Raw genomic sequence first — 26,923 nt, 5'->3', positions numbered from 1 at the left:
CCTCCTGTCCGGTCAGTTGTTGCCGTTGCCGAACATCCGGGCATTGCCGGGTTGATAGCCCGATCCCGGCGTCAGAAAGCGCTCGCGCTGGATGCGGCCCTGTTCGGCGGCGGTGGCGCGTTCGGCTTCGATCAGGGCTTCGGAGCGACCATTGGCGGACATCAGCGCGATCAGGTCGGAAAGCTGCTGCGACTGGAGCGCGAGAAGCTGATTGCCCGCCTGCGTCGCCTGCAACGCGCCGGTCGCGTTCTGGCTCTGCCCGACCAGAGCGGACATCTCGGCGCGGTTGGTGTCGATATTCCCGACGACACCAGCCTGCACGCGCATGGCGTCCTGCAAGCCGCCGACAGTATTCTGCCAGCGGGACCGCGCATCGGCGACGAGCTGGGCGTCGGTCGCGGACAGCGAAACCTTGCCGTATTTCTGTTGGAACATTTGATCGACGTTCTGCACGTCGAAGGCAATGTTCTGCGCCTGGGCCAGAAGCTGCTGCGTGCGCTGGACATTCTGCTGCAAAGTCTGGAGCGAGGAGTATGGCAGACTGGCGAGATTCTTCGCCTGATTGATGAGCATCTGCGCTTCATTCTGAAGCGAGGTGATCTGGTGGTTGATCTGCTCCAGCGTGCGTGCGGCGGTCAGAAGGTTCTGCGCATAGTTGGTCGGATCATAGACGATGCGGCCGAAGCCAAAAGCGTGAGCGGGGCTTGCCAGCATGGGCGACAGTGCAGCAGGCATGGCGAGCGTCAGCGCCAGCACGGATGCGCTGACATATCGGGAAACGGGGATACGGATCATGGCAGGGTCTCCTTTTCTTGGCTGTCATCTGGATGGATTTGATCTGGCGCGACCGGCCGAGCAGGCTCTGTCCGTTCGACAAGATTGGTGAGGTTCGGGATTAGATCGACGGCCCATTCGACGCCGCGATCGCGCAGCCAGGCTGCGAGAAAACCGTCCTGCCCATGCTCGGCGACGAGTTCGGCGATACGGGTCTGATCGGATTTGGATGATGCGGCGCAGAGCGCGAGGCCGACCTCGCTGAGGCCAAGCTCGAACAGGCGATTGCCGCGCCGCGATTGGCAGTAGTAGTCCCGCTTGGGCGTGGCCCGCGCGAGGATCTCGATTTGCCGGTCATTGAGGCCGAAGCGGCGGTAGATTGCCGTGATCTGCGGCTCGATGGCGCGTTCGTTCGGCAGCAGCAGCCGCGTCGGGCAACTTTCTATGATGGCAGGCGCGATATTGCTGCCATCGATGTCGGAAAGTGACTGCGTGGCGAAAATGACGGAAGCGTTCTTCTTCCTGAGCGTCTTCAGCCATTCGCGGAGCTGATTGGCGAAACCTTCGTCATCCAGCGCCAGCCAGCCTTCGTCGATGATGAGCAGGGTTGGCCGACCGTCGAGCCGGTGGCCGATCCGATGAAACAGATAGGACAGGACGGCAGGCGCAGCCCCAGTGCCGACCAGCCCCTCGATCTCGAAGGCCTGTACATCGGCTGATCCGAGATGTTCGGCCTCGGCGTCGAGCAACCGGCCATAGGCGCCGCCAATGCAGTAAGGGCGCAACGCCTGTTTCAGATCGTTGGATTGCAGCAGCACGGCAAGGCCGGTGATGGTCCGTTCCCCCGCCGGGGCGGATGCCAGCGATGTCAGCGCCGTCCAGATGTGCTCCTTCACCTCCGGCGTGATGCTCATGCCTTCACGCATCAGGATCGCGGCGATCCAGTCAGCGGCCCATGACCGTTCATAGGCATCATCGATCCGCGCCAGCGGTTGCAGGGAAACGGAAACCTCCGATCCCTCGGTCAATCCACCGCCGAGATCATGCCAGTCGCCACCCATGGCGAGCGCGGATGCCCGGATCGATCCCCCGAAATCGAAAGCGAAAATCTGGCTGCGATCATAGCGGCGAAATTGCAACGCCATCAGCGCCAGCAGCACGGACTTGCCTGCGCCGGTCGGGCCGACGACGAGGGTATGGCCCACGTCGCCGACATGAAGGGAAAGCCGGAACGGCGTCGAACCCTCGGTCTTGCCGTAAAGCAAGGGGGGCGCTCCGAGATGTTCGTTCCGTTCCGGCCCCGCCCACACGGCCGATAGCGGGATCATGTGGGCAAGGTTGAGCGTCGAGACCGGCGGCTGCCGAACATTGGCATAGGCATGTCCGGGGATCGAGCCGAGCCAGGCATCGACGGCATTGACGGTTTCCGGCATGGCCGTGAAGTCACGGCCCTGAATGATCTTCTCGACCAGACGCAGCTTCTCGTCGGCGATACGGGGATCGGCGTCCCAGACGGTGACGGTTGCTGTGACATAAGCCATGCCGGCGACGTCAGCGCCCAGTTCCTGCAAGGCCATGTCGGCATCGAGCGCCTTGTTGGACGCATCGGTGTCCACCAGCGCCGATTGCTCGTTGGTCATCACCTCCTTGAGGATCGCGGCGATGGATTTTCTCTTGGCGAACCATTGACGGCGGATTTTGGTGAGGAGTTTCGTCGCGTCCGTCTTGTCCATCAGGATGGCGCGGGTGGACCAGCGATACGGGAACGCGAGCCGGTTCATCTCGTCGAGCAGGCCGGGCGTGGTCGCTGTCGGAAAGCCTGTGATGGTCAGGATGCGCAGATGCGACAAGCCCAGGCGTGGCTCCAGCCCGCCGGTCAGCGGCTGATCGGCCAGCAGCGCGTCGATGTGCATCGGCACCTCGGGCACGCGGACGCGATGGCGGTTCGTGGAAATCGTGGAATGGAGATAGGTCAGCGTGCCCGCGTCATCGATCCAGTGGCATTCGGGCATGAAGCCGTCGAGTAGCGCCAGCACGCGGTCGGTGCGGTCGACAAAGCCGCGCATCAGTTCCCAGGGATTAACGCCGGATTGTTCGCGCCCCTCGTAGAGCCAGGTCTCGGCGCGAGCCGCATCTTCGGCGGGTGGCAGCCAGAGGAAGGTCAGGAAGTAGCCTGACACGAAATGCGTGCCCGCTTCCTCGAAGGCAGCTTTGCGCTCGGCATCAAGAAGAGCGGAGGCCGGATCAGGAAATTGGCTGCCGGGATAGGTCGCGGCTTCGCTTCGTTGTGCCTCAACAAAGATCGACCAGCCGGAGCCGAGGCGGCGCACGGCGTTGTTGATACGCCCGGCGACCGCGACCAGTTCGGCGGCAACAGCGGAATCCAGATCCGGCCCGCGAAACTTCGCAGTCCTCTGGAAACTGCCGTCCTTGTTCAGTACGACGCCCGAGCCAACCAGCGCGGCCCAGGGCAGGAAATCCGCGAGGCGGGTGGCGGTACGGCGATATTCGGTGAGGTTCATCATGGCCGCGCCCTCACACCGACAGATGACCGGGGATGCGCAGATGCCTGCGCCCGACCTCGACGAAGAGCGGATCGCGTTTGGCAGCCCATACCGCGAGGAAATGACCGACTGCCCAGATGGCGATGCCAACCAGCCAGAGACGGAGGCCGAGGCCGACGGCGCCGGCCAGCGTGCCGTTGACAATGGCAATCGAACGCGGTGCGCCGCCGAGCAGGATATGCTCGGTCAGCGCCCGGTGAACCGAGATGGAGAAGCCCGGCACCGTATCGAGCTGTTCAAACCCGCCCGCCATCAGATGAGCGCCCCGCCGCCGAACGAGAAGAACGACAGGAAGAAGCTCGACGCGGCGAAAGCGATGGACAGGCCGAAGACGATCTGAATCAGGCGGCGGAAGCCGCCGGAGGTATCGCCAAAGGCCAGCGCTAGGCCGGTGGCGATGATGACGATGACGGCGATGATCTTGGCGACAGGACCCTCGATCGACTGGAGGATCGACTGAAGCGGTGCCTCCCAGGGCATGGAGGAGCCGGAGGCGTGTGCGGCAGGCGCCAGCATCAGACTGATGGAAACAGTGGCAGCGGCGGTTGCCATGATGCGGCAGCCGCGTGAAATCGTGCGGATCATGAAAGGTTTCCTTTCGGGGTGGTTGCCAAAGTGATGGGATGCGTGATGGCGTAATCGCCGTCCGGCCCCAGCCCATCGACGCGGGCGAGTTCGACCAGCCGGCGGGAAGAGCCGCGTCCGGCAAGAACGGCGACGAGGTCGATTGTCTCGGCGATCAGGGCGCGCGGGACGGTGATGACGGCTTCCTGGATGAGCTGTTCGAGGCGTCGCAGCGCGCCAATGCCGGAACCGGCATGGATGGTGCCGATCCCGCCCGGATGGCCGGTGCCCCAGGCTTTAAGGAGGTCGAGAGCTTCGGACCCGCGCACCTCGCCGACCGGGATGCGATCCGGGCGCAGGCGCAGCGACGAACGCACCAGGTCGGAGAGGGTCGCCACGCCATCCTTGGTGCGCATCGCGACCAGATTGGGCGCGGCGCATTGCAGTTCGCGCGTGTCTTCAATGATCACGACGCGGTCCGAAGTCTTGGCGACTTCTGCCAGCAGCGCGTTGGTCAGCGTGGTTTTTCCGGTCGAGGTGCCGCCCGCGACAAGGATATTGGCGCGCGTGGCGACGTTCAGGCGCAGCACCTCGGCCTGAGCACTGGTCATGATCCCAGCGTTTACATAGTCGTCGAGCGTGAACACCGCGACGGCAGGCTTGCGTATGGCGAAAGCGGGTGCTGCGACCACCGGCGGCAGCAGACCCTCGAACCGTTCGCCGGTCTCGGGCAGTTCAGCCGACACACACGGATTGCGGGCATGAACCTCGGCGCCGACATGATGGGCGACCAGCCTGACGATCCGCTCGCCATCGGCAGCCGACAGCCTCTCCCCCGTATCGGCCAGCCCTTCGGAGAGCCGATCCACCCAGATGCGGCCATCGGGATTCAGCATCACCTCGACCACAGCTGGATCTTCCAGAAACCGGGCAATCGATGCCCCGAGCGCGGTGCGCAGCATCCGCGCACCACGCGCAATCGTCTCGGGTTTCTGATGTGATGCGGTCATGGCGGCCCCATTCATGGCGGGACGCGCAAAAGACGGACCCCGGATTGGGGTCGATTAAAAGAACCTGATTTAGGGCCGTTTCAACAGATGTTTACGCGTGTGCGGGCATCGGCGGCGCAGGGCGGCAAATAGGATGGATCTAAAGTTCAGAGCTGGTTTCCATCCGCTTCGGACTGGCCTTGTGACGAAAGATCGTGAAGCGAATCCATATCCCGCGACAACTCTTTCAGGAATCTGTCGCCGGAAGCCAGGCGCTTGCCCAGCGTCTGCATGAAGCCTTCGAAGCGCTCGTTGCCCTTGATGCGCGCCGATTGTTTCGCGCTATCTGACAGCGGCGGCGTCATGGTGAGCCAGAATTGTACGAACAGCGAAAGCGTCTCGCCGAGGATGGCCACATCTTCGTCCAGCATATCGAACTGGCGGCCAAGCTTATCCAGGCGTCGCGACATTGCGGCTTCCAGCCGTTCGGTCGTGTCACCGGACAGGAAGGATGCTACCGCAGCCTCGATCACTGCGGATTTTGAAACATTGCGACGCAGCGCCAGACCCTCGACCTGCTTCAGCAGATCCGGGGAGAAGTAGACATTCATGCGGGTGCGACTCGTCATGCCTGTCTTCCTTCTCAAAGCTCGATGCCGTCATTTGGGTCAAGTGACGCCTGCCGCGCGACCATGCGCATCCGCTGACGCATGGCACGGGCTTTGGCGGCATCGACGTCGGGCTCATCATCGAGAAAGTCGAACTCCTGCGATGGCGGCGGTGGTGGCGGGATGATTTCCTCATGCTCGGGAAGCTCCGGCTCACGACGGATACCGGCATTGGCAGGATCGTCGTCGGACGTCTTCGACGTGGGTCCGTGGCCGGCCGCGGCCGCAACAACACGGCTCGTCCAGTCGTCTGGCGCCGATGTTTCCATCTTCACCGACTGCTTGCGTAGATCGGGCGGCGGCAGCACCCGTTCCTGAAGCCGCGCATCGGCATAGTAGCGCGCCTTGGCGGCGCGGATGGGCGGCACACCCGCTACCATGACGATCTCGTCGGTTGGCGGAAGCTGCATGATTTCGCCGGGCGTCAGCAATGGCCGCGCCGTTTCCTGCCGCGACACCATGAGGTGCCCCAGCCATGGCGCGAGGCGATGGCCGGCATAGTTGGTGGAATCGCGCATTTCTGTCGCCGTGCCGAGCGCATCACTGATCCGTTTGGCGGTGCGCTCATCATTGGCAGCAAAGGCGACACGCACATGGCAGTTGTCGAGAATGGCGTTGTTCTGTCCATAGGCCCGCTCGATCTGGTTGAGCGACTGCGCGATCAGGAACGCTTTGAGGCCGTAGCCGGCCATGAAGGCGAGCGCCGATTCAAAGAAATCAAGCCGCCCGAGCGCTGGGAACTCGTCCAGCATCAACAGGAGACGATGGCGTTTTCCGGTGGTTTCCAGTTCCTCGGTCAGCCGCCGCCCGACCTGATTGAGGATCAGACGGATCAGCGGCTTGGTCCGGTTGATGTCCGAGGGCGGTACGACGAGGTAGAGGCTGACCGGTTCTTTTGCTCCGACCAGATCAGCAATGCGCCAGTCGCAGCGGGCCGTCACGCGGGCCACGACCGGATCTCGGTAGAGACCGAGAAAGGACATCGCCGTGGACAGCACGCCGGAGCGTTCGTTCTCGGATTTGTTCAACAGCTCGCGTGCCGACGAAGCGATGACGGGATGCACACCGGCTTCGCCCAGATGCGGCGTGTCCATCATGGCGCGCAAGGTTGCCTCGACCGGACGGCGGGGATCGGACAGAAAGCTCGCGACCCCCGCCAGCGTCTTGTCCTTCTCAGCATAGAGAACATGCAGGATCGCGCCGACCAGCAGCGAATGGCTGGTCTTTTCCCAGTGGTTGCGCTTGTCGAGACTGCCCTCGGGATCGACCAGAATATCCGCGATGTTCTGGACATCGCGGACTTCCCACTCCCCCTGACGGACTTCCAGCAACGGATTGTATGCTGCGGAATGAACATTGGTCGGATCGAACAGCAGGACGCGGCCGTAATGGGACCGGAAGCCGGCCGTCAGATTCCAGTTCTCCCCCTTGATGTCATGGACGATGCAACTTCCCGGCCAGGTCAGCAGCGTCGGCACAACGAGACCGACGCCTTTGCCTGATCGGGTGGGCGCGAAACAAAGGACATGCTCGGGGCCGTCGTGCCGGAGATAGTCCTTGCTGTGCCTGCCAAGGACCACGCCATCGGGACCGAGCAGCCCGGCAGCATGGATTTCCTTGTCCTCGGCCCATCTGGCCGAACCGTAGGTGGCGACATTGCGCGCCTCGCGCGCCCGGATGATCGACATGAAAAAAGCGGCGGCGATAGCGAACAACGCCCCGGACGTGGCGATGAACGCGCCCTCGGTGAAAATACCGGGCGCATAGGCGTCGAAAGAAAACCACCACCAGAAGAAGGCCGGAGGATAATAGACCGGCCATCCCGCAACATCGAACCATGGATTGCCGAGCTGGGGCTGAAAGCCAAGGCGGAAGGCCACCCATTGTGTCGAAGTCCAGACCATCGCCAGGACAATGGTGAATACGACAATGATCTGGCCCCAGAGTATTCGGCCACCACGCATACAGGCTCCAATCGGCAAGAGAGTCGGAGCCGATCAAAGAATAGACGTTTTCGAAAGCGGCAACAGGAAAAGCAGGGGTGCCGTGTTGCCGGATACTATCGGCGGCACATCGGACAGGCCCTTTCAGATGCCGATGTCGACAGAACAATTTGCGAGGTGCCAGATCGGCAAAGGCTCAAATCCCGAGCCCTCGTGTTCGCCCCATTTGCCACGATACCGATCCACCCTGCACGATGCCCGCAACCTCGCGGCCGAGCTGGCGGTCGATCACTGGCCGCCATGGGACAAGAGTGAACTCGTGGCTCTTTTCGACAATGGCGAACTTGCCGCTCGATAGATGTGCGGTCCCGGTGAACTTGCCGCTGATATTTTCGCCATCGGCAGCCGCCCGGAACGGCAAGCCTTTGCTGCTGGCCATTTCCGCACCGACGCGGGCCACTTCCCTTTCTCGCAGATTGGCGAGCAGGTTGCGCCGATAGAGGATGCGTCCATTCTGCTGCCGCGTGGCATCGCTCTGTGCGATATGGTGTTCACGCCGCTGGTCCATAGCCTCGCGCACCTGCTGGCCGAACCCTGCCGGGGTAAGGTCCGAGGCGTCCGGTGTGACCAATCGCCGGTCCAGCCAGGTCGCGCCATCGGCGCCGATCTGCTTTTCCAGATCGAAGGTCGAGACGACACGGATGCTGGCCTGCCGGTTGCGACCGGCATCATAGGCGGTGGCGCGGCTCTCGAAGTCTTCGGGGATGCGCCACTGGTCGGCGTCGATCCGCTCGGCAATCCCGGCCCGGCGTAGCGACTCCAATCGCCGGACATGGGCATCCAAATAGCCCTCGTAATCACCGCCCGGCACACGTCCCTCGAACTTCGCCTGTTCGAGGTGGCGGCTCGGTCGGTAGATACCATTTTCCGAGATCGCAGCGATGGTGCGATCGGATGGGCGTTGTGCTGTATCGGCGGGACCGACTTCCACGATGCTGCCGATCCGGGCATCTTCGACGCGGGCCGGATCAATGCCGGGAAGATGGTGTGTTCGCCCGTCGATGCCGTCCACCACGAGCGTCAGCTTTTCACCCATCTCATCGGTCAGATATTTGTCCACGACGCGGCCGGTGATGGGTGCCGCGGGTGCGGCATCGTGAAGCTGGAAGGTCATCGGATCACGTTCCTGCCCATCGGCCTTCAGCGCCTTGTGCATGTTGCGGATGATGTCACCGCGCTCACCGAGTTCACGCAGCGCTGGTTCCATCTTCGCGCCAAGCTCCCAGACGCCGGGTGCATGTTCCGTTGCCAACCCCATCTTTTCCAGTTTGGCGAGACGGCGCAGGCGAAGCGTGCGGTTGAACTGGCGGCGCGTGTCGTCGGGCTCATGGCGCAGATCGAGGATCCGTTCATCGGCCTCTTCGGTCATTGCCCGGTCGATCCGGGTGAAGCGGTCCTGGTCGATTTCGGCAGTCAACTTGCGGCTCTGCTCGATCTCGGTGGCGGGTCCAAGTTCCAGCGTGACCAGTTCGCTGGCCCGCTCACGAATACCATTTGCGAGATAGTCGCCATTGATGACCAGGTTCTCGCCCAGATCGTCCTTGCCCCGAACGATGATATGGGCATGGGGATGGCCGGTATTGTGGTGATTGACAGCCACCCAATCGAGCTTCGTGCCAAGATCGCCCTCAATGCGGCTCATCAGATCGCGGGTGTGCTCGGTGAGATCGGAAAGATCGGCGGCATCTTCCGGCGAGACGATGAAGCGGAACTGGTGGCGATCATCCTTGCCGCGGTCAAGAAACGCATCTCCATCGGCGCGGTCCTCGTTCGCCGAATAAAGCTGGCCGCGCTCGCCATCACGCGATGTCCCGTCTCGCTGGATATAGCGCAGATGGGCAGCCCCTTTGCCATTCTTTCCCGCGCCTTGGACATAACGGGTTTTGACGACGACGCGGCGCGCTCCGGCCGTACTGTGACGCCAGCCGCCCGACAGGGTTCGGGCGCGGACAAAGGCCGCACCACGACCACGCTTGACGCCCGGACCTTTGCCGGCCCACGATGCCTTCCCACTCTTTCCGGCCGAACCAGATGAAGGCGACGAGTAGGTCCGTGATGCGAATGATGATGATCTGCCGGGGCGGTTGCTATGCTGACGCGCCAGCTTCTTTGCCTGCGTCAGAAAGCTTTTCGCCTTGCCCGCCTTCGGCACGTCCGACCTGATGCGGCCAGGATTCGGGCGAAAGCGGTTCTCGTCGTCGCCACTCATCGTCGTATCCGAAGCCGTGACGGCGGAAAATCGGCCGATATTCGGTTAGAGTGCCGGTCAAAACCCAGCAACGCCAAGGCTTTGCGCCATATCGCGGCACGCGAGGCCCAAAAGCATGGTGCCGTGCGCCGCGTCCCAAAACAGTGTGCAGACAAGGGCTTGTCCAGAAACCGCCCCGACAGGGTGCCGGTTTCCTTTATCTTGCCCTCCGCCTTTCCTTCCCTTTTTGCCCTTCCTGCCGGGAATGCTGCCAGGCGCACCCAAGCCTGACTGCACACCGGAAATGGACCGAACGAGCGCGTAAACGCCATGCTCATGGCTTGTCGCCATCGCTCGCAAGGGCCACGAATATGCCGCTGTCCTGCGGCTCCTGAACGGCGGGATCGCGCATAGGAACGGTTGCGCGGACGTCGTTCGACGGTTGATTGGCCGTCGCCGAATGGCCGCTGGATTGCACAACGAAGAGCGGAGCTTCGCGCCAATCCGGCGGTGGCGGCGGCACGATCGTCGGCACATCAGGCGCAGTCGCCCTGCCAAGAACAGGTGCGAGCGTGGCGACATAGGCGCGCGTTTCAGCGGGCAAAGTGCGGCCCGTCGCCAGATGCTCGTCATAGCGACCGGGACCAGCATTGTAGGCGGCAAGCATGGCCGCAACATTGCCATAGCGGTCCCACATCTCGCGCAGATACGCCGTGCCTGCGAAGATGTTATCGCGCGGATCGTAAGGGTCGCGCCCGAGACCATGGCGGCGGCGCAGGCCCGCCCAGGTATCGGGCATGACCTGCATCAGTCCCATCGCGCCCGCCGATGAAATTGCGCGCACATCGCCCGCGCTTTCCACGCGCAGCACGGCTCGAATCCAGTGCTCTGGAATGCCGAAACGCTGTGACGCCTCGGCAATGAACGCAGCATGGGGATGCGCGGTGACAGGCGCAGGTTGCAGCGTGACCTGCGCCATGGCCGGCATCGAGCCGCTGCCAGCCGACAGCAGGGCCGTGAAGAGAAGAAAGGTGCGGGATCGCATGATCTCAGTCGCGATCTTCGCGGGGCCGCGGGCGGCTCCAGTGCAGCGACCATGACGAACCTGCATCGTCGTCGCGGAACAGGTTGGCGCGGATCGGGTGCGGTAAGGCCGGATCGTCGAGCAGCACCGAGAGATATTCGCCAGCCTTTTCGCCGGTGCGTTTCCATGCAGCACCGACCTCGGGACCGTCATGCTCAATGTAATGGACGCGATAGTCCGGCGCATTCTCCGCATCGGAATGTTCAGCGGGCACGATGACGAGATCGCGCTTCATGGTGAGCGTGACGAGCTGACCGGCGAAGCCGGATGCGTCACGCGCAAATTGACCGATCTGTGGCATGGTATGTCTCCTGTGTTGGTGGGTTTGGCGTGGGTTCAATGCGTGACCGCCCGCCATTCGTAGCGGCCATCGCCTTCCTCATCGGTCCAGAGCGGAAGCGCCCGGCCGATGACGGAACTGGCGGGAACAGGTCCGAAGTAACGGCCGTCGAGGCTGTCCCGGATTTCCCAATTCATGAGGAAGAGTTCGCCGTCGCGGATGATGCGGCAGCCCTGCCAGACCGGCAGATCGCGTCCCATCCGGTCGCGCTCCAGTGCATCGCCCATCTCGACGTTATCGACGGTGATCGTCGCACCGCTGCGGCAGACGCGCTGTCCCGGCAAGCCGAGGACGCGTTTCAGCAGCGGCACGTCCCGCCCGATATAGCCGCGCTCGACCATGAACCGCTCCAGCGGTTCGGGCGGCGCGATGACGACGAGTTCAGGAACTTCGACCACATCGGCAGGAACAACTGTGTAGAAGCCGATGGGCGCGCTGGCGGTCGCATTCCAGATCAGCCTGGTTGGCGGATCGGCAACGGCCGTGGCGACAAGCGTACCGACGGCCAACATGGACACGGCGAGGATATGAGGGCGGCTCATGGTGCGATCCTCCGGCGGCTGACCCATGCGGCATGGCGTTCCGGCGTGTAGGGGTTGGGGTCCTGACCGGCGATCATGCGGTTGTGGACGTGCCGCCAATGGTCCGGCGCAGCATCCGCAGGATCGACGCCAAGCGCGTCCACGGCGTCGATGGCGGCCAGCGCTTGCTGCACCTTTGGCCAGCCATCAATACGCAGCAGGATCTCGCCGCCGGGGCGAACGAAGGGCACGGTCTGGAACGGCTCGCCACGCCCGACAGCGCGCAGGATGTCGAGCCGCGAAACGATGGTGCCGTAGTCGTTGGAGGCCCAGCGGACGAAGGCGAAGATGCTTTCGGGTGCGAAGCCGACGAGACTGCGGCGGCGGTCGATGATCTGCTCAAAGCTCTTGTGGCCGAAGCGTATCCAGTGCTCAACCTTCCGCTTCTGGAAGGCCAGTTCGACAAGTGTGGTGAAGGGCGCTGGACCGTCCGCCAGCGGATGTTCATGCGCACCACGCCCGGTTTTGCCGGTCATGGCCGGTCTCCTTCGGTGGGTGGAAACTCGCGGCCCAGCAGCTCGCGCAGCATCACGGCGACGGTGACGCCGCGCCGGAAAGCGGCCACCTTGATGCGCCCGCGCAGTTCGGGTGTGATGTCGATGGTCAGGCGGGCGGTAAACGCCTCGGCAGCCATCTTTCCGGTTGCCGGCGCATCGGCGGCCCTGACCCAGCTATCGGGATTACCCGGACGCGATGCGAAGCCGGATTTGGCGGGTGGACGTGTCATCGCACAATCCTCCCGATCCCGAGGCTATCGATCTCGGCCACCAGCGCTGTGACCTCCTGTGCAGCCCGTTCGCCGCCATCGGTCTCTGAGACCAGTCGCCCAGTTTGTGCGGCTTCAGCAAAGGCGACGCGCTGGCCGATGGTCGTGGCCAGCAACGGCGGATCTTGGTCCGCCAGTGTCTCAGCCGTTTCGCGGGCGATGACGGTGCGCGCAGCGCATCGGTTCAGCAGAAAACGGGCGGCCAGTTCAGGACGATAGATGCGTGCTTCGTTCAGAAGCGCCAGCATCTCGGCGGAGGCCCAGCCGTCGAAAGGAGATGGCTGCACCGGGACCAGCACCAGATCGGCTGCAAGCAGCGCTGAGCGCATCAGACCAGCGACACGGGGCGGACCATCGATGACGACATGGTCGGCGTCACGCGCCAGCTCCGGCGCTTCCCGGTGCAGCGTATCGCGGGCCAGGCCGATGACACTGAACAGCCTTGGCAGCCCTTCATGGCCACGCCGCTGCGACCAGTCGAGTGCGGAGCCTTGCGGATCGGCGTCGATCAGGATGACGCGTTTGCCTTCCGCAGCCCACGCACCGGCGAGATGCAGCGCCAACGTGGTTTTTCCGACACCGCCTTTCTGATTGAGGAGAGCGACGATCATCGCTGTCCTCCCGGCTTGCCAAGAGGAAGTTCAGGCGTGCTTGTTGACGCGGGCGATCCTTGCTTTGGGGGTGTCAGCTTGCCTTTATGGGCACCCGATCTGAGGGCCGCACCAGCCTTCGCGATGAGCTTTTCCACATCGCGCCGCCGCTCTTCAAAGTTAGATTCTGTGTTAGACTCTAAGTTAAGGGCGCGATTTTCGCTTTTGTTACCGAAGGATAGGAGGTGTTTGGGTTCCCGATAGCACGAGCCTCCGGTTCCTGATGGCACGATAGTCCGGGTTCCCGATAGCACGAGACTATCCACAGGTTTTCCACAGGCCGGGACAGGCTCGAAAGCGAGCAGCATCCGGCCGCCGGTTTCGACCTCGGCGAACAGGGTGTAGCCGGGCAGTGGCTGGCGGCGGATAATGTCGCGCAGCTCGAAGGCGAAGCGCTTGAACGGCGACAGACTGCCCGATTTCTGGTGCAGGTGACGGAAGTCGAACCGCCAACCGTTTTTCTGTCGCCCACCATGCTTGCGCACCAGGCGATAGAGCCAGCGATCCAACCCGCCGGTCAGATTGAAATAGGCCCGGTCGATGGTGAGGATCAGGGCGTCATCCAGAACCGCACTGTAGAACCAGTCGGGCACGATCATCTCGATGCCGTCCGGACGGCCATTGGCATCGGTCCGCTCGTGCCATTCGTTGATCCACGAAAAGCGATGTCGCCGTCCATTCGCGCGCTGGCGGATCGAGGTTGCAACCGTGGTCGATTGCAGCCGGTCCAGCGCCGCCTTTAGGCGCTGATAGTCCCTCAGGGAGGTTCCGCGCCCTGTGAATGTCAGGATTTCATAGGGCGTTGCCGCCATCAGGCGCGACGTGCGCAGACCGGCGTCCCGCGCTTCCACGATCTGGCTGGCCGCCCAGATCAGTATATCGGCGTCCCAGATCGTCGCCATACCGTGATCGGGAACAGCTTCGACACGGATCGAGACGTTGCCCAAGGCAAAGTCAATCGGGCGGATACGGTGCGATTTGGAAAGGGAAAAGAAAGGATAGGCCATGAGATCCTGCGCGTCTCGTGGTGCGAATTCCCCGGGAAGCGCCCGAAACAGATCGAGTTGCCCGCGTTCCGAGGCGGATGGGTGCTGCGCTGCCATCAGGGGCTGACCGCCGTGTTCAGCGCGTGATGCGCTTGGGCGAGGTGAATGCGGTCGGCGGCATAGGTTTCGCCGGGAGAACTTGTCCGCGTGGGTCCGACGTGGAGGTAACCGATCCGCGCGCAACCCAGGCTGCGAGATCCTCGACCGAATAGACAACGCGGCCGCCGAGCTTGTGATAGGCAGGTCCCGTTCCGTAGGTTCTGTGCTTTTCCAGCGTGCGCGCGGACAGACTGAGGAAATCGGCGGCTTCCTTGGTGCGCAGATAGCGTGGCGGCAAGGCGGCGAGATCAGGTCGCATGGGGTGGCCTCCGTGGTTGTGCAGGATGCCGCTGACGATCAACGGCATGACATGCGCACGGTGGCGAAGGCGCGGCGGCATGGGGGATGAGGAAGATCGAAGGGGTAGAATCCTCACCCTCGATCAGACGTCAGTGTCAGGGTTTGCGACGATGGCGCAAAAGGTCCTGATAACCGCCGTCGATCAGCGCGGCGGCAGATCGGACAAGGGCGATGACAGAGGCGCGCAAAGCCGATGTCTTCCACGGCTCAGCGCGAACGCGCGCCTCTCCGTAGATGGCGATGGCAATCTCACGATAGGTCGCGTGGTTGGCGTTTCCGTCGGCAGCTTGCATCATCAGGCGAAACCGCCGGCGCTGATACGGCGTCATCCTGGGGTCGCGGCGCGCGGGTTTCCCGGCCAGCATGTGCCAGAGCCTGAGAATGGCTTCGAGCCGATCCGGCAGATTTTCGTCAAGTGGCAGAATGATCGCCGGCTGCGAATTGGCATCGGTGTCGGCGAGGATCAGATATTGAACGCCGTCTCTGGCGTCGCAGACACCATATGTCCCCTCTGGTCCGCAGATGGCATCAGCAAGATCTACCGATAAGGCGGACGGAGAAGGCGGAAGAAAATCGGGCGCTGCCCCGAGCATCAGCATGTCCGGATTGGCAACAGGCGACCAGATGACCGGTTGGTCGAGCGCGGAAAAGCCGGGGTCTGCCGGGAAATCGCAACCCCCAGCGATGTTGGACATCATCCGCAAAGGGAAGATGCCCGGCGCCTTGCGCTACAAGATCATCGAAACTGGCCTGGTAGGAGGCGTTACGCCGCAGGCATTCCCAGGCGACACCCTCAACGGGCAGCGCATCGTAGAATTCATACTGGTTCTGGTCTCGCCAGCGGGATGTATCCGGCTTCATTGCTCCGCTCCTGGTTGAAACTGCACAGGTGGAGCGTGAAAGAATTGCGGCGCTTCTACCGGGATGGAAGCCGGGACAAAGACATGGGGTGATGCTCTGAGGGCATCACTGGTGTGACGGCGCCGAGGTCAGGTCCGATCTGTCGGACGGCGGAGCAGCTGGCGATAGCCGCTCTGTGTCATCCAGCGCGCGCGGGCCAGATGGCTGTCATGGACCTGCCGGGCGCGCACTGGTTCCAGGGCGGGGTCGATACCGAACAGAATGTTGACGGCTTCGGTCCATTCCGCACCATCGGCGTCAGCATCAAGCAGCCGCATGTAGAGTTTGACGTGCGCGCGATCATATTCGGTCAGCTCGTCGCCGACAGGCGCGATGTCGTCAAAGGGGACGACTGCGAATGTCATGTCGAGGGCCGCCGCAGGGCGCAGGCCGCCGCAGCGGATTGATGATGTCGCCGGCGCCGGTCAGGCGTCACGGATCTGTCGGTATCTCTTCTCGTCTTGGTCATGAACCAGCAATACTCCTTGCCCGCGATCCGTGGACAGGAGAACAATCCCTGCTGCTTCAAGCGCCCGGCGCACCTGATCCCGCGTTGTCTCATACACCTCGACCCGGTTCTCGGACTCAAGGCGTTTCAGGGCAGTCAGCGATATTCGGGCCTTGTCAGCGAGCGTCTCCTGCGTCCAACCCAGCAACGCGCGTGCGGCCCGCGACTGTCGAGCGGTGATCATGCATGATCACCTCCCATCGCGACCGGCGCGCATTCCAGAACTACGGCTATTTTAGTCGCCTTCGCCCGATACGCCATACGAAATCGTCGAATCTGGCCAGGGCGTTATTTGCACGTCGCACCATGCAGTCCGACTGATTCGCCTGCATGCCGCAATTGCAGCACTTGTGTTGCCCCAAGTGCCGACCAGCGCTGGATGATCCGCAAACGATTCACGAGAAATAGTCATGATATGTTTGGGGATCATTTTCGTTGCATTCTACACTAGATATGATACCTATCCAGATCAGTGCAGCAGAAATGATCTGTAAAGGCATCACATGAAGGCGGAAGCAGAAACACTGAGGCTGATCGGCGACCATTTTCACCGCGCGCGGCTTGCAGCGGGGCTGACCCAGGAGCAAGTAGCCGATCTTGCCGGCATTTCGCGCCCGCGCTACCGCGACATCGAGACGGGGGCAGCAGCCGCGCGCACCACGACTTTGATCAACATTGCCAGGGCGCTTGGGCTGGAAATGATACTGGTCCCGCAGGCAATGGTGCCCGCCATCGAGGCGCTTTTGCGCCCCGATGCCGAGGATGATCATCCGGCCTTCAGCCCGCAACCGGAGAGCGACGATGACAGCCGCCCGTACCGCTGAGACCATCACCGCGCTGGACGTGTTCCTGAACAGTGCGAAGGTTGGCACGATCGTCAGGACGCCGGGTGATTTCAACGCCTTCAGCCTTGATCCGGCCTATCGCGCGACCGGCGGTATTCCGGTTCTGAGCCTGTCCCTGCGCGCGGCATCAGGGGGCTTGCGCAAGGATCCGCGACCTGTCGCAGGTAGCCTGCCGCCCTTCTTTGCCAACCTGCTGCCCGAAGACCGGCTACGCGAGGCGATGGAAAAGCACCATGCGGGCAATGTGCGGCCGGGGAATGATTTCGATCTCCTGGCAGCTCTAGGCGCGGATCTGCCGGGTGCCGTTCGGGTGCTGCCCAGTGACGGTCAACCCGGCATCGGGGCGGTGCCATCCCAAGGGCGGCCCAAGGCCCGCTTCTCGCTGGCAGGCGTGCAGATGAAGCTCTCGGTGATGAAGAACACCGGCAAGGGCGGTGGACTGACCTTGCCGCTTGGGGATGACGAGGGGCAGTATATTGCGAAATTCCCCTCGACCGCCTTTCCGGGCGTCTCGGAGAACGAGTTTGCAAACCTCGCACTTGCCGAAGCCATCGGCATGGACGTGCCCGAGCGGGAACTGGTCAGCCGGGACCAGTTCGAGGGGATTCCCGAAGAGTTCGAAACACTTGCCGAGGGGCTGGTCCTGCTCGTGCGGCGTTTTGATCGCGGGACAGACGGGCAGCGCATCCATATCGAGGATTTCGCGCAGGTTTTCGGCCTGTACCCGGCGCGCAAATATGATGGCGCCGCCTCCCACGACATCGCCTCTGTGCTGAATGTTGCGATCTCGCCGTTCACCGCGCTGGAGTTTGTTCGGCGGCTGACCTTCTCGGTGGTCATGGGCAATGGCGACATGCACCTCAAGAACTGGTCGCTGATCTATCCGGGCGACGGCGACACGCCCGCTCTTGCACCGATCTACGACATGCTTTCGACCGTTCCCTATATTCCGGCAGATGGGCTGGCGCTGTCTCTGGGCGGCGAGCGAGCCTTCAAGGGCCTGGCTCCGGCCCGCTGGAAGACGTTTGCCAATCGGGCAAGGCTTCCCGAGCCAGCCGTGCTCAAGGCCGTTGTCGAGACGGTGCGGCGGATTGATGCGAAATGGTGGACACTGCCGGAACGCGAGGCGGTCCCCCCGCTCGTGCTGGAACGGATCGACGCCCATGTGAAAACCATGATCCCGATCCTGACCGGCTGAGCAGTTCCAGCCCGGACAGGTCACCGGGCCTGGCGGCTTTCCCGCGGGCACGGGAAAGGCCCCGACCTTGCGGTCGGAGCCTTTGTTCCGCGCCTCAGTCGCCGCGGCGACCGTTGGGGCGGGACCAGATGAGGGAGAAGGTTTCGCCGTCTTCTTCGTCGAAGAGGTTGGCGTAGATCGGAGCGTTGAAGCTTGGATCGTCCAGCTTGAGGCCCAGATAGTCGCGGCCCTCGTTGGAGCGCTTGGACCAGGCGGCGCCGATTTCAGCGCGACCGACCAGAACGCGGTGGCTGGGGGCGTTCTCGCCGGTGGCGCGCAGGTCGGGGATGATGCGCACGCCCTTGGCCTGGACGCTGAGGGTGACGATTTCGCCGGTGAATTCGTTCGAGCCGGTCTTCTTGAAGGTGCCGATGGTTGCCATTTTAAGTCTCCGATTTCCGTTTCCGAGCCCGCACCATTGCGGCCTCTATGGCGATCGACCGGCCGGAGACGAACGCTGGCGCACCCCAAAGGGGCTGGACAGCACAGGAGAAACTTTCTTGTTCCGCGCGGAATGTCGGCTTTGCCGGCAGGGGAAGAAAGTTGTGACGACGCTGTTGCGCTAGAGCGGTCGAAGCGCATCGCGCTGGTTTTCGGCCAGATCAGGCCATTGAAGAGGCCGTTTGGAGCGGTCGAGACACGGGGGTTGAACGGGGACGGTGGCAACCTCGAGGCTCCATCAGGATGACCAGACCGGCGCACCGGCTTGTCTGGTCCCCCGCGTTTCAGGCCGTGCACATCCTTTTCTCCGGCCTGTGCTATCGGCATTGCCCCAACCGGTTTTCGGTCAGTCCTCGAATGCTGGCACTGAACGTCCTGCGCTCCTATGGGCCGTGCCTGTGCCTCACGCTGATCAGAGATTTACACGCCATCTACCCGCCCGCCTCCTGACGAAGACGGCAGATGATCCGTATCCGCTTCTGGTCCTGTCTCTACGGGTCACTCCAGTTCAGGTGCGTGCAAGGTTCCCGTCCGCAGGGCCGGTTGCCGCCATGCCTGCAACGCGCAGGAATGCTGTCACGCCCACCGCGACCGCACCGACCACCGAGAAGATGATCTGCCAGGTCTCGGACGGCATCATGTGTTTGACGATCCCGAGCGTAGCGTAAAACCCGGCCGTGCCCGCCGGGGCGACGAAGGCCAAAGCGATCAGCAGCCGTGCCCAGATCGGACGAACCAGCATGAGCAGGCCCTGACCGACCGCCAGTGTCAGACCCGCAGCGATAAGACCGATGAGGATGCCGCCAGGCCAGCCAGCGCCCGTGCCATAGGCCCATATGCCTGCGTTCAGGCCGATAAAGAACGGCAGGGCGAAGACGGCGAGATTGAACAGCAGCCAGCACATGGTACCGATGGCTGCAATGGAAACAAGAATTCCGAGAACGATCATGGTGGTGTCTCCGTGCAAAAGGTTGGACGGTTGCGCCTTCCACCACCACCACGGCGCAGCCACAGAATAGCAGCATTCCTCTCACCGGGCGAGATGAGATAGATTTTAAGGTCAAGCCTCTCTGTAAACTCGCCGCTTGAACAAGAAAGCTGATGCGTCTGGTAGACCAGTATCGGCTCTACCTCTACGGTGGTTATATTGTTGGGTGGAAGGCTGCGGGTTAAAGTCTATGGCAGAAATCGATTGGTCAGATCGAGCATTTTACGACGATGGCGAATGGGTAAGCTGGTCAGACATCGATGAGCAGCTTCGTCACAAGGAGTGGGGAGCGAAGTATCCAAACGCCATCCGATCAATGATCCCGTATTTTGAGGACCTGATCTCACTCGCTGAGAGCTACCATCTGGAGACTGGCCTGCATTTGTCCGTGTATGGCGATATCGGCGAATTGTTCGGGGCCATCACCTACGGCATTAAGTTGAACAAGACCTACGCGCAGGGTTCGGACGGCAGGCTCGAAAACGATCATGTCGAAATCAAAACCATCACACCTTTCAAGACCAAGGACGTAGTGATGGTGGATACATCGAGGCATTTCAACAAGTTGCTCGTGGTCAAAATAAATGCAGAGTTCCAGGTCTCCGGGCGAATGGTCAGCCGCAAGCAATTGCCAAAGCGCTCAGGCCGTTACCTCCGGATTCGCTGGGAGGACCTGGCGCTCTTGCAGTAGTGCGCAATGGCGTTATGCCGAACCGGCAGCGCTCACGCGCTGCCGGTCCCGAAGCGATAGACCGGGATGCCCATCTTCCGAGCCTTATCGGCCAGGTTGTCCTGAATGCCAGTGCCGGGGAAGATGATGACCCCGATCGGCATCGTGGAGAGCATCTGGTCGTTGCGCTTGAACGGTGCTGCCTTGGCATGTTTCGCCCAGTCGGGTTTGAACGCGACCTGTGCGACCTTGCGGCTATTGGCCCAGGTTGCCGCGATACGTTCCGCGCCCTTGGGCGATCCACCGTGCATCAGCACCATGTCCGGGTGCTTGGCGTGGACCTGATCGAGCTTGGCCCAGATCGTCCGGTGATCGGTGGTGTCACCGCCCGAGAAGGCGATCTTCGGTCCGGCGGGCAGCAGCACCTCGTTGTCGGCCCGGCGTTTTGCGGCGATGAAGTCGCGGCTGTCGATCATGGCCGAGGTCATCTGGCGATGGTTGACCCGTGAGCCGGAGCGTTGCGACCAGGGCGTACCGGTGGTGCGCAGATAGATGTCGGCGGCGGCATCGCGGAAGGTTTCCATGCTATCGCGGCGCTCGATCAGACTTTGGCCCGCGCCGATCAGGGTTTCGAGCTGGACGGATTTGACCTCGCTGCCATCCTGTTCGCGCTGAAGGCGCTTCTGTGCCTGCTCGTTATCGTCGAGTTTAGTCTCGATCCGCTCGACAGCGCGGTGGAAGGTGTTGACGGTGGACCAGAGGATCTCGTCGAGGTCGAAATCGAGGCTGGTGTCGGCCATGGTGGAAATCAGGGCGTCGAAGATGTCGGAAACTGCGCCCTGGATGACGTGATCTTCGGGTGTAATCCGGGGATCGGCCTCGTCTTCGGAGGGACGGTAGCCGTAGAGTTCGAGTTCTTCGATGGCATGGCCGGTCGGGGACGTGCTGTGATCGGGTTCGAAATCGTCGTGCGCGTACATGGGATGCTTCCGTCAGTTGGACCGCGACCGTCGCGGCCTTCATGGCGAGACACGCCCACGGGCGCTCCGGTCTGGCAGCGCGAGCCTCTGGCGAGGGCCTTGATGGCAAAGCCCGGCTGATTTGTTTCGCGCTGTAAAGGCGGGGGAGACGGGGTCCCCACGCGACCTGTCGCGTGGGGTGGCGGGCCGCCGACGGAAATCAGTCGGGCGCCGCCATTGCCTGACCGGAGCGTTTGTGGGCCGATCGCCCTCTCGGAAGGCCAAGGCGCGGTCCTCTGCTGATGACAGGATGCAGCCTATGCGCATGACAGGATCGGTACGCCCCGATCACGGTCTCGTGCCGGCTATTCTATTGAAGCCATGAAGCGGCTGACGTCCTCGGGAGCGATTTGCACCCGGATCTCTGCCCGAACGGCATCCAGCCCGTGAGTTGTGAGATCTTCGTTGAAGTCCCCCATCATGGGCGAGAGCGTGATGGTCTCGATCCCGACCTCGTGCGCCCGGTCCACCAGGCTATCGCGGGCGCTGTCACCTGCCGGATCGTTGTCGCGGACGATATAGAGCCTGCGAAGTTGCTGCGGGAACAGGATGGCAGCGAGATGCCCGGCCGAGAGTGCGGAAACCATTGGCATGGTGGGCAGAGCCTGACGCAACGACAGGATGGTTTCGATACCTTCCCCCGCTGCCATGACATCCTGCGTATCCCCGTAACGAACTGCATGTCCGAGCAGGTCGCCCATTGCCTTCCTCGGTGGATCGACGGGTGCCTTGCCGGAACCGTCAGGGGCCAGCCATGTGCGGTGTGCGCCGGTAATCCTGCCATCGAGGTCGGTGACGGCGGCGATCATGGCGGGCCAGGCTTGCGTCGGGCCATCGTCCTCGGGCCGCCAGTAGCAGTTGGGATGAAAGCGCAGATTTGCGGTTTGGCGTAAATCCGTAATGCCGCGTCCGCGTAAATACGCTTCTGCGGTGCTGCCGATCAGCGGCTGTGTCATGCGCCAGAGTCGGCGTGCGGCCTCCGATGATCCCGATGGTGCTGGCGGACGGGACTGACGGGGTGGCGGCTGTGGTTCAGGATGCGGCAGGCTGAGGAAGCGCCGGGCCTCTTCGGCAACGTCGGCGAAGTCGATCAGACCGAGCGAATCCCGGATGACATCGAGCAGATCGCCATATTCACCCGTGGCCGAGTCCTGCCATTTACCGGCAATGCCTTTCACGCTGTCGTGCAGCCGGACGAACATGGAGCGGCCAGCCGTGTTTCGGACATCGCCAACCTGCCAGTAATTGCCCTGTTTGCGACCATTCGACAGATAGTGACGGCACACCGCCTCGGCCTCTCGGCCGAGACGCTGCGCCAGTTCGGAAGCGTTGAGACGCGCCATTATGCGGCCTCCCGCTCACCGATGCGCTCAACCGGGAAGCGGTCAAGCAGTTTACCGGTGATCTCCGGTCCCGTTGCATCGACAGGCACGAAGAAGCGCAGTTTCCACGAGATGATCTCGCTGAAGAGGCCATAGGCCCGCAACCGGTCGCGCATCGCGTCAGTAAAGCCGGTCAGTTCGATCCGGTTGGCGCCCATGACCCGGACGCGGCGCAGTTGCAGCCCCTCGGCGAGATCAAGGATCGTGCGACCTTCGATCAGCGCGGCATAGGCGGCATCGGGTGTCAGGCTGCTGGTAACGCCACTGGTCGAGGCATTGGCAGCCCATGCCGGCGATACCCGGCGACCGATGATGCGTTCGCCCTCGTCGGTCTGCAGCCGATAGACGCGGGAGGAGTCCTGCGGCAGCCGTTTCCAGATCGGCAGAAGCAGCCCAGTCACCATATGCAGAATGCTGTCGGTGAACTCCGGCACCTCGGCCAGTTCTGCCTTCCAGGCCACGGTGAAGTCGGCACGGTCGGCCTCGATCCAGTGGGTCTCGCCCATCGCCCGAACCGGAATGTTCATCGCCTCCATGGGCCGGATCAGCCGCACGCGCCGTTCGATCTCGCCATCATCCAGCATGACGCTGGTGGTCGGGATCTGCACGGCGGCACGACCGGATCGCTCGTTGATGAGCAGTTTGGCACGCGGATCATCCAGTTCAGCGACGGCCGCATCGAGCGTGACCGGCTGATTGCGTTTGCGCTCGGTGAGCGTCAGGAGCCGGGTTTCCGCGCCGGTGCCCGGATGGGTGTGGATCACTTGCCGGTCGGTGACGATGAAACTTTCGGCCTTCAGCGTTTCCAGCCCCATATCATAGGTGCCGGATGCAATCGCCCCGTCGATACGCGCCTGCAGAAGCTGCTCGAAGGCGGCGAACAGGATGCCCTGCAATTCGATGGTCAATGCTAGCAGGCGGTTGAGGAAGGTGGTGATCGGCGGCAGTTCGTCCTTCACACCATTGCTGTCCATCAGCTTCAGGCCGGTTGCGGATTCAAACCGTTCGAGCGAGCATCCCTCGACCTTGCCGCGCACAATCAGCAGATAGAGCTGGCGCAACGCATCGCGAGCATAGGCGGATTCCAGATTATCCTCGGGACGGAACAGCCCCTGACCGCCGGTCTGGCGCTGGCCGCGTGTGATCGCGCCCAGCGTGTCGAGGCGGCGGGCGATGGTCGAGAGAAAGCGCTTCTCGGCTTTGACATCCGTGGCGATGGGTCTGAACAGCGGCGGCTGCGCCTGATTGGTGCGATTGGTGCGGCCCAGCCCCTGAATGGCGGCATCGGCCTTCCAGCCAGGTTCCAGCAGGTAATGCACGCGCAGCCGCTGGTTTTTCGCAGAGAGTTCGGCGTGATAGCTGCGCCCCGTGCCACCGGCATCAGAGAAGACCAGAACGCGCTTCTGGTCATCCATGAAGGCCGAGGTCTCGGCAAGGTTGGCAGAAGGCGCACGGTTCTCGACCGCAAGACGTGCCGATACCCCGTCACCCTTGCGCACGATCCGGCGTGAGCGGCCTGTGACCTCGGCCACCATATCCGTGCCGAAGCGCTGCACGATCTGGTCGAGCGCTCCGGGGACAGGCGGAAGCGAACCCAGCTGCTCCAGCATCTCGTCGCGCCGCGCCACGGCTTCGCGGCATTCCACCGGCTGACCATCGCGGAAGACGGGGCGTGACGACAGGTTGCCCTCGCCATCGGTGAAGGGTTCATAGAGCTGCACCGGGAAGGAATGCTGCAAATACGAGCCGACATACTCCCTCGGCGTGACATCGACGGAAATATCGTTCCATTCCTCGGTCGGGATCTCGGACAGCCGCCGTTCCATCAGGGCTTCGCCAGTCGAGACGATCTGGATGACGGCGGCATGGCCCGCTTCCAGATCGGCCTCGATGGACCGGATCAGGGTCGGGGTTTTCATGGAGGTCAGCAGATGGCCGAAGAAGCGCTGCTTCGTGCTTTCAAAGGCCGAACGGGCAGCAGACTTCGCCTGCCGGTTCAGCGTCCCCTCGCTGCCGGTGATGTTGGCGGCTTCCATCGCCGCGTCCAGATTCCCATGAATGACGGCGAAGGCGGCAGCATATGAGTCGTAGATGTGCCGCTGTTCGTCCGTGAGCTGATGCTCGATCAGTTCATATTCGACGCCATCATAGGAGAGTGAGCGGGCGGTATAGAGGCCGAGAGATCGCAGGTCGCGGGCCAGCACTTCCATGGCCGCAACGCCGCCAGCTTCGATCGCCTCGACGAACTCGGCACGCGTCTGGAACGGAAAATCCTCACCACCCCAGAGGCCGAGGCGCTGCGCATAGGCGAGATTGTGGACGGTGGTGGCGCCGGTTGCCGAGACATAAACCACGCGGGCGTCGGGCAGCGCATGTTGGAGCCGCAGGCCCGCACGTCCCTGCTGCGAAGCGGCGACATCGCCGCGTTCTCCTTTTCCGCCACCGGCATTCTGCATGGAATGGCTCTCGTCGAATATAATGGCTCCATCGAAATCGGAGCCCAACCATTCGACGATCTGCTTGACGCGGGAAACCTTCTCGCCCCGGTCGTCGGAGCGTAGCGTGGCATAGGTGGTAAAAAGGATGCCTTCCGACAGCGTGATCGGCTTGCCCTGCGGGAAGCGTGACAGAGGCGTGACAAGCAGCCGTTCCATGCCAAGCGCCGACCAGTCGCGCTGCGCGTCCTCGATCAGCTTGTCGGATTTGGAGATCCAGATCGCCTTGCGCCGACCGCGCAGCCAGTTGTCGAGAATGATGGCGGCGGACTGGCGGCCTTTGCCAGCGCCGGTTCCGTCACCGAGCATGAAGCCCCGGCGAAAGCGGATCGATCCGGCAGCATCCTCGGGTGCAGCGCTCACATTGTCGAAATGCTCGTCCACGGTCCATGCACCCGCGAGATGATCGGCATGGGCTTCACCAGCATAGATCACCGTTTCAAGCTGGGCGTCCGACAGACGCGCGCAGATGTCAGCGGGCAGCATGGGCCGGTAGGAAGGCTTCGGCGGTGCGACCGAGGCCATGGCGGCGGATTGCACCAGCTTGGTCGGATGCGGCTGCGCGCCAGCAATGCGCAGCGATTGCAGCGCATACTCCTCATAGATCGCGTCGGACAGGCGAGTGCCTTCCGGTGGCGACCAGTCCACGGTTTCATAGGCAAGTTCGACGCCCTCGAGATCGTTGTCCGGAGCAGCGGCAGGCCGCGGTGCTGCCGAGCGGGCCAGATAGCCTCGCACGGTTTTCGGCGCGGCGGTCGAAGCAGGCACCACGATCTTCGGCAATAGTACCGGCGAACGCTGCGGGACATGCGCCTCGATCCATTCGATCAGCGTAGCAACATCCGGCGCGATCCCTGGAGAGGCCGGAAAAATGCCCGGATCGTCGGCGGGCAGTTTGTCGATAACGGTCAGCCGCGTGTCGATCGTGGTGCCGTGCTTTGCATAGACCGCGCCGTCGACGGCAGCGCTGAACACCACACGGCCACGCGCCTGCAAGCGGATGAAGGCGTCCCGCCATGCCGGAGCTTCGGGGCCAAAGCCTGCGCCGGTGATCGTCACCAGCCGACCGCCCGGTGCAAGACGGGCCAGCACCGAGGCAACATGGCGGTAGGCCGCATCGGCGACACGCCCACTGACATTGGCCATGACCGAGAATGGCGGGTTCATCAGCACCACGGACGGGACGGCATCCGGGGCCAGATGATCGTCGATCTGGGCGGCGTCGAACCGGTTGACGGCAAAGGCCGGAAAGAGCTCGGCAAGCAGTTCAGCGCGGGTATCGGCCAGTTCGTTGAGGATCAGCGAGCCGCCGATGGTCTGCGCCAGGATCGCCAGAAGGCCGGTGCCAGCGGACGGTTCCAGCACCCTGTCATCAGGTGTGATCGCGGCGGCTGTCAGAGCGGCAAGGCCGAGGGGGATCGGCGTCGAAAATTGCTGGAAGTTCTGGCTTTCCTCGGAACGCCGGGTCTGCGTGGGCAATAGTCCCGCGATCTTTGCCAGCACGGAAACCCGTGTAGCCGGAGACGCGGCTTTACGGAAAAGCGCCTTTCCGTATTTGCGCAGGAAGAGAACGGTAGCGACTTCGCAGGCCTCATAGGCCAGCTTCCAGTCCCAGGCGCCTGTGGCATCGGACGCGCCGAAGGCCGTTTCCATAGCACCGCGCAATGTCACGGCATCGATGCGCTGGCCGCGTTCGAGATGGGGGAGCAGAAGACTGGCCGCAGCCAGGATCGCGGGCGCAACCGCCAGCGGCGTGACCGGATCGGCCACGGGAAACACCATGTTCATGTCGGAAACCTCAGGAGAGCAGAAATGGAAGAGC

Annotated in this window: 28 protein-coding genes; 3 read left to right on the top strand and 25 right to left on the bottom strand. The window is 62.8% G+C overall.

Translation table 11 applies throughout. The features are described from left to right. Positions 1-12: 12 nt before the first annotated feature. The 20 genes from trbJ to N7I30_RS07710 all read right to left on the bottom strand — a co-directional run bounded on the left by trbJ (position 13) and on the right by N7I30_RS07710 (position 16,208). Entirely contained in the window at positions 13-795 is a 783-nt protein-coding gene (gene trbJ, locus N7I30_RS07805) for a P-type conjugative transfer protein TrbJ (protein WP_498637926.1), read from the bottom strand. Further along, a complete protein-coding gene (trbE, locus tag N7I30_RS07800) occupies positions 792-3,299 on the bottom strand; it encodes a conjugal transfer protein TrbE (protein ID WP_498637924.1) in 2,508 nt (835 codons plus the stop codon). Before trbE ends, trbJ begins: the two co-directional genes overlap by 4 nt. A 10-nt stretch (positions 3,300-3,309) precedes the next feature. Continuing rightward, entirely contained in the window at positions 3,310-3,591 is a 282-nt protein-coding gene (locus N7I30_RS07795) for a VirB3 family type IV secretion system protein (RefSeq protein WP_024707401.1), read from the bottom strand. Beyond that, entirely contained in the window at positions 3,591-3,923 is a 333-nt protein-coding gene (locus N7I30_RS07790; protein ID WP_009450539.1) for a TrbC/VirB2 family type IV secretion system protein, read from the bottom strand. The genes N7I30_RS07795 and N7I30_RS07790 overlap by 1 nt, the downstream gene beginning before the upstream one ends. Continuing rightward, complete coding sequence (gene trbB / locus N7I30_RS07785; protein WP_498637921.1) at positions 3,920-4,912, bottom strand: P-type conjugative transfer ATPase TrbB; 993 nt, start codon at positions 4,910-4,912, stop codon at positions 3,920-3,922. Before trbB ends, N7I30_RS07790 begins: the two co-directional genes overlap by 4 nt. Positions 4,913-5,058: 146 nt before the next feature. Beyond that, the gene (locus N7I30_RS07780) at positions 5,059-5,520 is read right to left on the bottom strand and encodes a ribbon-helix-helix domain-containing protein (RefSeq protein ID WP_009450541.1); all 462 of its coding nucleotides are present in this window, start codon (positions 5,518-5,520) and stop codon (positions 5,059-5,061) included. Positions 5,521-5,534: 14 nt separating this feature from the next. Next, a complete protein-coding gene (locus N7I30_RS07775; RefSeq protein ID WP_498637919.1) occupies positions 5,535-7,523 on the bottom strand; it encodes a conjugal transfer protein TraG in 1,989 nt (662 codons plus the stop codon). Positions 7,524-7,698: 175 nt separating this feature from the next. Beyond that, positions 7,699-8,931: a DUF3363 domain-containing protein gene (locus N7I30_RS07770; RefSeq protein ID WP_498638470.1), complete on the bottom strand. Its 1,233-nt coding sequence runs from the start codon at positions 8,929-8,931 to the stop codon at positions 7,699-7,701. A gap of 1,153 nt (positions 8,932-10,084) precedes the next feature. After that, positions 10,085-10,795, bottom strand: coding sequence for a lytic transglycosylase domain-containing protein (locus tag N7I30_RS07765; protein WP_498637917.1), 711 nt, complete (start codon positions 10,793-10,795; stop codon positions 10,085-10,087). Positions 10,796-10,799: 4 nt separating this feature from the next. Further along, entirely contained in the window at positions 10,800-11,135 is a 336-nt protein-coding gene (locus tag N7I30_RS07760; protein ID WP_009450545.1) for a DUF736 domain-containing protein, read from the bottom strand. 35 nt (positions 11,136-11,170) lie between these two features. Next, a complete protein-coding gene (locus N7I30_RS07755; protein ID WP_498638468.1) occupies positions 11,171-11,716 on the bottom strand; it encodes a S26 family signal peptidase in 546 nt (181 codons plus the stop codon). After that, complete coding sequence (locus N7I30_RS07750; RefSeq protein ID WP_009450547.1) at positions 11,713-12,231, bottom strand: DUF2840 domain-containing protein; 519 nt, start codon at positions 12,229-12,231, stop codon at positions 11,713-11,715. The genes N7I30_RS07755 and N7I30_RS07750 overlap by 4 nt, the downstream gene beginning before the upstream one ends. After that, positions 12,228-12,482 (bottom strand): hypothetical protein, encoded by a 255-nt coding sequence (locus N7I30_RS07745; RefSeq protein WP_009450548.1) that lies wholly within the window; start codon positions 12,480-12,482, stop codon positions 12,228-12,230. The genes N7I30_RS07750 and N7I30_RS07745 overlap by 4 nt, the downstream gene beginning before the upstream one ends. Further along, complete coding sequence (gene parA, locus N7I30_RS07740) at positions 12,479-13,132, bottom strand: ParA family partition ATPase (protein ID WP_035746336.1); 654 nt, start codon at positions 13,130-13,132, stop codon at positions 12,479-12,481. Before parA ends, N7I30_RS07745 begins: the two co-directional genes overlap by 4 nt. Next, positions 13,129-14,274: a replication initiator protein A gene (locus tag N7I30_RS07735; RefSeq protein ID WP_009450550.1), complete on the bottom strand. Its 1,146-nt coding sequence runs from the start codon at positions 14,272-14,274 to the stop codon at positions 13,129-13,131. The genes parA and N7I30_RS07735 overlap by 4 nt, the downstream gene beginning before the upstream one ends. A gap of 19 nt (positions 14,275-14,293) precedes the next feature. Continuing rightward, positions 14,294-14,575, bottom strand: a complete 282-nt coding sequence (locus N7I30_RS07730) for a helix-turn-helix transcriptional regulator (RefSeq protein WP_035746363.1) — start codon at positions 14,573-14,575, stop codon at positions 14,294-14,296. 136 nt (positions 14,576-14,711) lie between these two features. Beyond that, positions 14,712-15,209 carry a DUF2285 domain-containing protein gene (locus N7I30_RS07725; RefSeq protein WP_198647107.1) on the bottom strand — a complete coding sequence of 166 codons (498 nt, stop codon included), beginning with the start codon at positions 15,207-15,209 and terminating at the stop codon, positions 14,712-14,714. Next, a complete protein-coding gene (locus N7I30_RS07720) occupies positions 15,145-15,477 on the bottom strand; it encodes a transcriptional regulator domain-containing protein (RefSeq protein ID WP_219436409.1) in 333 nt (110 codons plus the stop codon). Before N7I30_RS07720 ends, N7I30_RS07725 begins: the two co-directional genes overlap by 65 nt. A gap of 128 nt (positions 15,478-15,605) precedes the next feature. Further along, the gene (locus N7I30_RS07715) at positions 15,606-15,881 is read right to left on the bottom strand and encodes a DNA -binding domain-containing protein (RefSeq protein ID WP_498637912.1); all 276 of its coding nucleotides are present in this window, start codon (positions 15,879-15,881) and stop codon (positions 15,606-15,608) included. 60 nt (positions 15,882-15,941) lie between these two features. Then, a complete protein-coding gene (locus N7I30_RS07710) occupies positions 15,942-16,208 on the bottom strand; it encodes a helix-turn-helix domain-containing protein (RefSeq protein ID WP_498637910.1) in 267 nt (88 codons plus the stop codon). Positions 16,209-16,527: 319 nt separating this feature from the next. Here N7I30_RS07710 and N7I30_RS07705 point away from each other — a divergent pair, with 319 nt between their 5' ends. Beyond that, entirely contained in the window at positions 16,528-16,848 is a 321-nt protein-coding gene (locus tag N7I30_RS07705) for a helix-turn-helix domain-containing protein (RefSeq protein ID WP_498637908.1), read from the top strand. After that, on the top strand, positions 16,826-18,067 hold the full coding sequence (locus N7I30_RS07700) for a type II toxin-antitoxin system HipA family toxin (RefSeq protein ID WP_498637906.1): 1,242 nt from the start codon (positions 16,826-16,828) through the stop codon (positions 18,065-18,067). The genes N7I30_RS07705 and N7I30_RS07700 overlap by 23 nt, the downstream gene beginning before the upstream one ends. Before the next feature lie 94 nt (positions 18,068-18,161). Here N7I30_RS07700 and N7I30_RS07695 read toward each other — a convergent pair whose 3' ends face one another. Both N7I30_RS07695 and N7I30_RS07690 read right to left on the bottom strand, forming a co-directional pair. Then, positions 18,162-18,488, bottom strand: a complete 327-nt coding sequence (locus tag N7I30_RS07695; protein ID WP_009450558.1) for a DUF736 domain-containing protein — start codon at positions 18,486-18,488, stop codon at positions 18,162-18,164. 567 nt (positions 18,489-19,055) lie between these two features. Next, positions 19,056-19,496: a hypothetical protein gene (locus tag N7I30_RS07690; RefSeq protein WP_024899151.1), complete on the bottom strand. Its 441-nt coding sequence runs from the start codon at positions 19,494-19,496 to the stop codon at positions 19,056-19,058. Positions 19,497-19,725: 229 nt separating this feature from the next. Between N7I30_RS07690 and N7I30_RS07685 the strand changes: the two genes are divergently transcribed. Further along, positions 19,726-20,226, top strand: coding sequence for a hypothetical protein (locus N7I30_RS07685; protein ID WP_015740143.1), 501 nt, complete (start codon positions 19,726-19,728; stop codon positions 20,224-20,226). A 32-nt stretch (positions 20,227-20,258) separates the two neighbouring features. Here N7I30_RS07685 and N7I30_RS07680 read toward each other — a convergent pair whose 3' ends face one another. The 3 genes from N7I30_RS07680 to N7I30_RS07670 form a co-directional block, all read right to left on the bottom strand. Further along, the gene (locus tag N7I30_RS07680; protein WP_498637903.1) at positions 20,259-21,185 is read right to left on the bottom strand and encodes a DUF2493 domain-containing protein; all 927 of its coding nucleotides are present in this window, start codon (positions 21,183-21,185) and stop codon (positions 20,259-20,261) included. A gap of 344 nt (positions 21,186-21,529) precedes the next feature. Then, complete coding sequence (locus N7I30_RS07675; protein ID WP_498637901.1) at positions 21,530-22,567, bottom strand: DUF7146 domain-containing protein; 1,038 nt, start codon at positions 22,565-22,567, stop codon at positions 21,530-21,532. Beyond that, positions 22,567-26,889 (bottom strand): strawberry notch-like NTP hydrolase domain-containing protein, encoded by a 4,323-nt coding sequence (locus N7I30_RS07670; RefSeq protein WP_498637900.1) that lies wholly within the window; start codon positions 26,887-26,889, stop codon positions 22,567-22,569. Before N7I30_RS07670 ends, N7I30_RS07675 begins: the two co-directional genes overlap by 1 nt. Positions 26,890-26,923: the final 34 nt, after the last annotated feature.

The sequence above is a fragment of the Aurantimonas litoralis genome (assembly GCF_026153195.1).
In the GTDB taxonomy this organism is placed as follows: domain Bacteria; phylum Pseudomonadota; class Alphaproteobacteria; order Rhizobiales; family Rhizobiaceae; genus Aurantimonas; species Aurantimonas coralicida.
The sequence above is the reverse complement of the archived record's forward strand: the minus strand, read 5'-3'. Positions and strand labels throughout refer to the sequence as shown.